The organism is Paenibacillus koleovorans NBRC 103111 (genome assembly GCF_004000845.1).
Lineage (GTDB): Bacteria > Bacillota > Bacilli > Paenibacillales > NBRC-103111 > Paenibacillus_AA > Paenibacillus_AA koleovorans.
This window is the reverse complement of record NZ_BIMA01000195.1, coordinates 1-7,822: the sequence shown is the minus strand read 5'-3', so window position 1 is coordinate 7,822 and position 7,822 is coordinate 1. Positions and strand designations below refer to the sequence as shown.

General features: G+C 58.6%; 5 protein-coding genes. 2 read left to right on the top strand and 3 right to left on the bottom strand.

Annotated features, from left to right (window positions below; translation table 11 throughout):
• Positions 1 to 992 precede the first annotated feature (992 nt).
• Entirely contained in the window at positions 993 to 2,165 is a 1,173-nt protein-coding gene (locus PKO02S_RS31205; RefSeq protein ID WP_246067658.1) for a S8 family peptidase, read from the top strand.
• A gap of 5 nt (positions 2,166 to 2,170) precedes the next feature.
• Here PKO02S_RS31205 and argS read toward each other — a convergent pair whose 3' ends face one another.
• The 3 genes from argS to speE form a co-directional block, all read right to left on the bottom strand.
• Entirely contained in the window at positions 2,171 to 3,853 is a 1,683-nt protein-coding gene (gene argS / locus PKO02S_RS31200; protein ID WP_127589066.1) for an arginine--tRNA ligase, read from the bottom strand.
• A gap of 93 nt (positions 3,854 to 3,946) precedes the next feature.
• Complete coding sequence (locus tag PKO02S_RS31195) at positions 3,947 to 4,459, bottom strand: YwiB family protein (RefSeq protein ID WP_127589064.1); 513 nt, start codon at positions 4,457 to 4,459, stop codon at positions 3,947 to 3,949.
• A gap of 119 nt (positions 4,460 to 4,578) precedes the next feature.
• Positions 4,579 to 5,406 carry a polyamine aminopropyltransferase gene (gene speE / locus PKO02S_RS31190; RefSeq protein ID WP_127589062.1) on the bottom strand — a complete coding sequence of 276 codons (828 nt, stop codon included), beginning with the start codon at positions 5,404 to 5,406 and terminating at the stop codon, positions 4,579 to 4,581.
• Between the two features lie 242 nt (positions 5,407 to 5,648).
• Here speE and PKO02S_RS31185 point away from each other — a divergent pair, with 242 nt between their 5' ends.
• Positions 5,649 to 7,754, top strand: coding sequence for a transglycosylase domain-containing protein (locus tag PKO02S_RS31185; RefSeq protein ID WP_127589060.1), 2,106 nt, complete (start codon positions 5,649 to 5,651; stop codon positions 7,752 to 7,754).
• The last annotated feature ends 68 nt before the right edge of the window (positions 7,755 to 7,822 follow it).

The following is a 7,822-nucleotide window of genomic DNA, read 5'->3' as shown; positions in this document are numbered from 1 at the left end:
AATAGTCGGACTGCAGCGCAATGGAGACCATGGTCTCCGTCCCTGAGTGGGGGAACCGTCAGGTTCCGCCCCAAAAAACTTATACTTTCTAATAAAACCATAAGAAAAAACATCCGGGAAGATCAACCGGATGGTCCTCTGGCGAAAGAGTTCAGTTGGCGCTTGGGGAGGACGCATTCCCGCAACCAGCTATACCCGCTCGAGGTGAAGAGTATTCTCGAGCAGCGCGCGCCTGTACCCTTGTTCCCTAGTCCGAAAAAATCGGACTACCGCACGCTTCACCGCTCGGAAAAGCTCGGTAGTCCGAATCGGCCCCATTAGAGCGGCTTTTCCAAAGGGAGCGTGAGGAAACGGCTCTGCAAATGGGAAAAGTCGGACTAGAGACCGCTTCCCCCTTCGCTCCTGACACGTAGTCCGGAAAAGTCGGACTAGAGCGAATACTGCCTTTTCATAGTTTACAAATCGGAACCGGAGGCGAGGCTTGAGACTTGGACCTAAGTAGTTACTCCGCATAACGCTATTTCGCCGTTCCGGCGCTGTTGCAGTCAAATAGCATTATTGGCGGTCGGAATAGCCTTTCCGAGGGGAGTAAGGGCAAATAGCGTTTTCCCGGAGTGTTATTTCCCGAAGGCTCGCCCATTTCGGCGAAATAGCGTTATCGTTCAGCCTCAACCCAACCGTGCTTAGCAAGCTTACCTCTTACGCTTTAGTACTGTAAAGGATTTAAACTTTCTGATGTAAAAAAACGGAAGCCTCCCAAGGGCTTCCGCATTTTGACTGTATCCGCATCAGCCGCGACACGCAAGCGTTCGCTACCTTGATGCATACGAAGAGCCCGAAATGAACTCTCCATCCATATTATGAGCCATCCGCACCAATGACACTTCAATCCGCCCATTTCTCGCGAAAAAAGGCGCTCATCTCTTTCGGGCAGGAAGTCCTGTACATATGATACCGCAGGAACCATTCGATGCGTCTGGGAGGAATTCAAGTTGAACGATGCGGCTCTCATGCGATTGCTCCAGACCCCCTCCGTGACGGACACGGATACGGTCAGAAAACACATCATCCACTTTCGCACCAAAACCGACTTTAACCGCTTCATGCGCTGCTGGAGCAGCTCGGCTCCGCCATCCTCCCCGCAGCTCTCCAGCATTCAGCCGATCGACTTGATTCACGCGATCTCCTGCTCGCTCCCTCTCGGTTCCGAATTGAGCTCGCATCCCGGCATCCGCTTCGTCGAGGTAGACAACGTTCTGCAGGTCCATGCTCCGCAAGCCCGGCTCGTCACCCAGCAAACGAACGGCACCGTGGCGGAGTTCTCGACCGTTCCGTGGGGCGTGAAGCAGATCAAGGCGCCGGAGTCGTGGCATCACGCCAAAGGCAACCGAATCCGCATCGGCGTCGTGGATACGGGCATCGATTATTTGCATCCCGATCTGCGCGGCCGCATCTCGCGCGGCGTGAACCTGATCCAGCGGGGAGCGCTGCCGGTGGACGACAACGGCCACGGGACGCATATCTCAGGGACGATCGCCGCCTCCAACTCGTATTCCGGGATGGTCGGCGTAGCGCCGATGGCGATGATCCATCCGGTGAAGGCGTTCGACCACAACGGGACGGCCTTCGTCTCCGACATCATCCTGGGCATCGACTGGTGCGTACGCAATCGGATGCACATCATCAACATGAGCTTCGGCATGCGCAACCGGAGCAAATCGCTTCACGACGCGGTGCGCAACGCCTTCGCCGCGGGCATCTCCGTCGTCGCTTCATCCGGCAACGACGGCCGGCGGGCGCAGATCGACTACCCTGCGCGGTTCGTGCAGTCCATCGCGGTCGGCGCGACGACGCGGAATAAACGAATAGCCCCGTTCAGCAACCGGGGCAAAGCCATCGATATTTATGCGCCGGGCGACAAGATTCATTCGACCTGGCTGCAGCGCAAATACATGGAGCTCAGCGGCACGTCGATGGCCACCTCGCATGTGAGCGGCGTCATCGCCCTGATGCTCACGTTGAAGCCCGAGCTGAAGCCGAAGGATATCAAAGCGCTGCTGCGCAAGGCGTCGAATCCGGTCATCGGGCTCCGCACGAGGGAGCCGAACGGCTGCGGCGAGCTCGACGCCGTGCGCGTGCTGCGTTTGCTCAAGCAAGAGATCTAGAGGAATTACATGCTCGTCGGCGCGGAGACGCCGATGAGCTTGAGCACGTTCCGAATGACGATGCGAAGCGCCGCCAGCAGGGCGAGCCGCGCTTGCGTCAGCTCGGCATCCTCGGTGATGACCCGCTCCGCCTTGTAGTAGCTGTGGAACTGGGAAGCGAGCTCGTACACGTAGCGGATCAATCGGTGCGGCGCATGCTGCTCGGCCGCTCCGGCCACTTCCTCCGGCAGCTCGCCCATCTTGCGAAGCAGATCGAATTCCGCCTCGGCCTGAAGCGACGCGAGTCGAACGTCGCCGAGCGGCCGCACGGCGACGCCTTGCTCCTCCGCCTGGCGGAAGATGCTGCAGATGCGCGCATGGGCATACTGTACATAGAACACCGGATTCTCGTTGGACTTGGATATCGCCAGGTCCATGTCGAAGTCCAGGTGAGAGTCGGTGCTGCGCATCGTGAAGAAGTAGCGGATCGGATCGACGCCGACTTCATCCATCAAGTCCTCCATCGTGACCGCTTTGCCGGTCCGCTTGGACATCTTGACCTTCTCGCCGTTCTGGAACAAGCTGACCATCTGCGCGATCAGTACGGTGAGGCGAGACGGCTCATAACCGAGCGCCGACATTGCGGCCTTCACCCGCGGGATGTAGCCGTGATGATCCGCGCCCCAGATGTTGATCAGCTCGTCGAAGCCGCGCTCGAACTTCGTGCGGTGGTACGCGATATCGGGTGTCAAATATGTGTAGCTGCCGTCATTCTTGATCAGCACGCGATCCTTGTCGTCGCCGAGCGGCGTTGTGCGGAGCCAAGTGGCCCCGTCCAGCTCGTAGATATGGCCCGATTCCTTCAACTGTCGAAGGACGGGATCGATCATCCCGTTCTCGTAGAGCGAGGTCTCGCTATACCAGACGTCGAACGACACGCCGAATCGAGCAAGGTCGCGCTTCAGCTTCTGCAGCTCTTTCTCCAGTCCGTAAGACTTGAAGTAGCTGCGGCGCTCCGCCTCCGCCAATCCGGTCAGCCGGTCGCCTTCCTGCTCGGCCAGCTCTTGGGCGAAGCCCTTGATATCTTCCCCGTAGTAGCCGTCCTCCGGCATCTCGGCGTCTTGACCGAGCGCTTGCAGATAGCGGGCTTCGATCGACTTGGCCAGGTTGTCCACCTGGTTGCCGGCATCATTAATATAATACTCGCGGCTCACATCGTAGCCGGCGAAGTCCAGCACGTTGCAGAGCGCGTCGCCAACCGCCGCCCCTCGCGCATGGCCGAGATGCAAGCTTCCCGTCGGGTTCGCGCTGACGAACTCCACCTGAATTCGGCGCTTCTGTCCGATGTTCACCCGGCCGTAGTCGTCAGCCTGCTCGAGCACGTCGTTTACGATCGGATAGAGATAGCTTTTGTCCATGAAAAAATTAATAAAGCCCGGTCCTGCAATCTCCATGCGCGAAACGCCGCCCTTGGCGGTGTCCAAGTTGCCGACGATCGCTTCGGCGATCATTCTCGGATTTTTCTTCGCCAATCGGGTCAGCTGCATCGCCGCATTCGTCGAGAAATCGCCGTGCGCCTTCTCCTTCGGCACCTCCAGCACGAACTCGGGGAAGTCCGCCCCCTCCAGCAATCCGCTTGCCGCTACCGCCGCTGCGATCGCTTCCTTCAACTGCCCCTTGATCTGCTCTACCGTACTTGCGTTGCCCATCTTCCTTCGGCCTCCTATGATCCCCACGAGTGTCTTCCATCGGTTCTCGCGCTCTATTTCTTCTTCTATAAAATGAAGTGCTAGCTGGCTGCTTTAATTAGTAGGTTCGCTAGTATCCAGTGTACCCAATGTCTGAATATCCAATCTCAGCTTGTACAAGCCGGTAAATCGACCGTCCGCGTAGAGCTCGTAGCTCCACTTGAGCGATGGCCCCGCCTCGCGCTCCTGGATGGAAATATCCCGGGTGACGGACTCCAGCAGGATGCGTCCTTCCGTGTGGGACCGCCTCGGAAGAACCGGTGCGGGAGCCGCTTCCGTATGAGCGGCGTCGGCTTGCGGCAGCCAATAGCTGCCGGACATTCTCGAGCCTACGACGAAGGTCAAGTCCGACTTCACTTCGCCATGGCGAAGTACCCGAATCTCGGGACCGTCCCACTTCACCGTCGTCGTCGTGTGCCCCATCGTCGGATCCGGCTCCGGATACCGGACATAGCTCGCTCCGGTCGGAGTCCGGTATAGCTCGCCCTCCACTCGACGCTTGGACGCTTGTCCGCCGCCGCTGCTCTCGATGCGTACCTGGACGGGCGTCTTGGAAACCGTCGTCATGCCGCTCGTTCTCCTGTCTGTTGGTTACAGATAGTGTATAATAAGCCGCCGTCAAATTCAATGAAGGTTCGACAACGACAAAAAACCGGCTCGCGCCGGTCTTAAGCCTACTAAGCGAATTACTTGCACAGCTCCTCGACAAACTTCGGCAAGACGAACGCCGCCTTGTGCAGCCGCGGAGAGTAGTACTTCGTATCGAGCTCCGGAATGGCCGTCTCGTCGACGGCAAGCGGATCGGCCTGTTTGCTGCCCATCGTGAACGTCCACAGCCCGCTCGGATAAGTCGGGATGTTCGCGCAGTACACGCGGACGATCGGGAAAATCTCGCGCACGTCGCGATTAACGCTCTGGATCAGGTCGGCCTTGAACCAAGGGTTGTCGGTCTGGGCGACGAAGATGCCGTCTTCCTTGAGCGCGTCATAGATTCCTTGGTAGAAGCCCTTGGTGAACAGCTCCACCGCAGGTCCAACCGGCTCGGTCGAATCGACCATGATGACGTCGTAGCTGTTCTTGTGGTCGTGAATGTGCATATAGCCGTCGTTCACGATGACTTCCACGCGAGGGTTGTCCAGCTCGCCGGCAATCGAAGGCAGGAATTTTTTGGAATACTCGATTACTTTCCCGTCGATGTCGACCAACACCGCTTTCTCCACGCTCTTATGCTTCAGCACTTCCCGCACGACGCCGCCGTCGCCGCCGCCCACGATCAGCACATGCTTCGGGTTCGGGTGGGTGAACAGCGCCGGATGCGCCACCATCTCATGGTAGACGAATTCGTCCTTCACCGTCGTCATGACCATGCCGTCCAGCACGAGCATCCGACCGAATTCTACGGTATCGATAATAGCCAAGTCTTGAAAATCCGTTTTTTCCGTTATAAGAGTTTCCGTAATTTTCGCCGTTATGCCAAAGTTGTCGGTTTGCTTTTCCGTGTACCACAATTCCATCGTCGATTCCTTCTTTCTGTCGCAATTTCTCCTGATCAAGCCAGGTTCTGCCGCAAACTTCCCTTATTGTACCACAAGGCACAAATTGTATTATACGAAAAAGCCTTTACAATGCAACCCTCCCGACAGAAAAGTTGGAAAAATGCCGAAATTCCTCGGATCGCGTTGAATATCCCTTTCCACTCCTTTCCATACTAGTAGAAATACGCAACACGATCGCTTCATCTAAGGAGGGCCCCGGCATGCCCAAAGACATAGACGAAACCCGTCCCGAATCGAACCACTCCAGCCGCAATTCAGGCAGCAGATCACGCAAAAAACCGAAAAAACGCAGCCTGCTCGCCCGCCTCACCGTCCTGATGTTCTCGCTCGGTCTAGTGGGCCTGCTCGGACTGGCGGGGATGCTGCTCTATCTCCGCCAGCAAGCGCTCCCGGTCAGCACGGCGCTGCAAAACCTGCAGCTGCTCGACATCCGCGGCGATATGCTGGTCACTTCCGCACCCGGACAAAACCGGGAGTTCGTGCCATTGTCGAGCGTCTCCCCTTATTTGGTGAAGGCGACATTGTCGATTGAGGACGAGCGGTTCTACGATCATTTCGGTCTGGATCCGAAGGGCATCGCCCGAGCCATGCTGGTCAATATCGAGAGCGGCTCAACGGTCCAAGGGGCCAGCACCATTACCCAGCAGCTCGCGCGCAATCTGTACCTGACGCATGACCGCACATGGAGCCGGAAGCTGAAGGAAGCGATGTACGCGGCGCAGCTGGAGATGCAGATGAGCAAGGATCAGATTTTGGAGCAATACTTGAACCAGATTTATTATGGCCATTCGGCTTATGGGATTCAGGCGGCTTCGAAAATGTATTTTCATAAAAACGCTCGGGACTTGACGCTGGCGGAGAGCGCCTTGCTTGCCGGAGTGCCGAAGGGGCCGAAATATTATTCGCCTTATCTCGATCCGGAGAGCGCGAAAACCCGGCAGGAGCTCATTCTCGACACGATGGTGCGCAACGGGTACGTGAGCGAGTCGGAGGCGCGGACAGCCAAGGCGGAGGTGCTCCACTACGAGCCGCGCGAAAACCGGACGCCGGCCAACGCGGCGCCTTACTTCCAAGATTACGTCCGCTCGGTTGCGGTAGATCGGCTCGGCATCAGCGAGCAGGAATTCGACGAAGGCGGCCTGCGCATCTACACGACGCTCGATCTGAAGGCGCAGCAAGCGGCTGAGGAAATCGTGTCGAAGCATATGGAGGGCAACGACGAGCTGCAAAGCGCTCTGGTCGCGATTGATCCGCGCACCGGCTACATCAGGGCCATGGTAGGCGGCAAGTCGTACCATGACAACCAGTTCAACCGGGCGGTGTCCGGCAGCCGCCAGCCGGGGTCGGCCTTCAAGCCGTTCGTGTACTTGACGGCGCTGCAGCAGCCCGGATTCACGCCGATCACGCGTTTCAAGAGCGAGCCGACGAGCTTCACTTACGACGAAGGGCGCAAGGTGTACATGCCGAGCAACTTCAATAATAAGTACCCGAATACGGAAATCGACATGCGGGAAGCGATCTCGAAGTCGGATAACATTTACGCGGTTCAGTCGATCATGCAGGTCGGCGCGGACAAAGTAACCCAAACCGCCAAGAACCTCGGCATCACGAGCTCGCTCGGGTCGCTGCCGTCGCTCGCGCTCGGTACGTACCCGGTCAGCCCGCTCGAGATGGCGTCCGCCTACGGCACGCTCGCCAACCAAGGGCTGCGGATCGAGCCGACGGCGATTCTGCGCATCGAGACGCCGGGAGGCCGCGTGCTCTATGAGGCGAAGCCGGCGAAGACGCAGGTCGTCGACCCGGCTTACACATACGTGCTGACGAACCTGATGCAGAGCGTGTTCGATGACGGGGGGACGGCCAGCCGCGTTGCGTCGACGCTAAAGCGGCCGGTGGCCGGCAAGACGGGGTCGACCAACACGGATGCCTGGATGGTCGGGTTCACGCCCGAGCTCGCGACGGCCGTCTGGGTCGGCTACGACCGCGATCGGACGATCAATCCGATCGACTCGTATCAGGCGGCGCCGATCTTCGCGGAATTCACCGAGCGCGTGCTCGAAGCGATTCCGCCGAAGCTGTTCCCGATGCCGGACGACGTCGTCAGCGTGTACATCGACGGCGCGACCGGCAAGCTCGCTACGGCGGCGTGTATGGACAAGGCGCGTATGGAGTCGTTCGTGAAGGGTACCGAGCCGACCGAGTCGTGCACGGGGCAGCCGGTCACGCCGGACACTGGCGCGACGGATGCGAAATCGCCGAACGACAAGTCGTGGTGGGAGGACTTCAAGCGCTGGTGGCACAATTAGCACGGTGGGCCGACCGGTGGTCGGCGGGTGGCGCAAAGGGAGTTTCTCCCTCTTCAGCGCTCTGCCTA